This window comes from Mesorhizobium sp. M4A.F.Ca.ET.022.05.2.1 (assembly GCF_003998845.1).
Classification (GTDB): domain Bacteria; phylum Pseudomonadota; class Alphaproteobacteria; order Rhizobiales; family Rhizobiaceae; genus Mesorhizobium.
This window is the reverse complement of record NZ_RZOJ01000787.1, coordinates 1-774: the sequence shown is the minus strand read 5'-3', so window position 1 is coordinate 774 and position 774 is coordinate 1. Positions and strand designations below refer to the sequence as shown.

The following is a 774-nucleotide window of genomic DNA, read 5'->3' as shown; positions in this document are numbered from 1 at the left end:
GGATATGGCGACACCCGGCCGCAAGGGGCCGGCTTCGGCGAAAGCGAACAGGCGGCGTTCGAAGCTGGGCCGCTTGCCAGCGCCGATGCGCGCGCCGGCCGGGACGAGCCGGCCGAGACGCTGCTCGGCACGGCGCTGGGCGCGGCGCGCGCGCAGGTGCACGAGAATTATATCGTCGCCCAGACCAGGGATTCCCTTGTCATCGTCGACCAGCACGCCGCGCATGAGCGGTTGGTCTACGAGGCCTTGAAGAACGCGCTGTACTCGCGCGCGGTGCCCTCGCAGATGCTTTTGCTGCCGGAGATCGTCGACCTGCCGGAGGACGACGCCGAGCGGTTGGCCATGCACTCCGAAACGCTGGCCAGATTCGGCCTCGGCGTCGAGCGCTTCGGCCCTGGCGCGGTGGCGGTGCGCGAGACGCCTTCGATGCTCGGCGAGACCAACGTGCAGCAACTGGTGCGCGACCTCGCCGACGAGATCGCCGACAACGACACGGTCGAGACGCTGAAGGAGCGGCTGCACCATATCGCCGCGACCATGGCCTGCCACGGCTCGGTACGTTCGGGGCGGCTGCTCAAGCCCGAAGAGATGAACGCGCTGCTGCGCCAGATGGAGGCGACGCCCGGCTCCGGCACCTGCAACCACGGCCGCCCGACCTATATCGAGCTCAAGCTCGCCGATATCGAGCGGCTGTTCGGGCGGCGGTAGGATCGTACGGCGCAGCCCCGCCCCGCTGCTTCGCGGCGACCCTCCCCACAAGGAGGAGGTAAGCGC

The 774-nt window shown here is 69.4% G+C and carries 1 pseudogene; it reads left to right on the top strand.

Features of this window, described 5'->3' with window-relative positions:
* Nucleotides 1-708, top strand: a pseudogene (locus EN745_RS35400) (DNA mismatch repair protein MutL); the annotation flags it as partial.
* Nucleotides 709-774 lie beyond the last annotated feature (66 nt).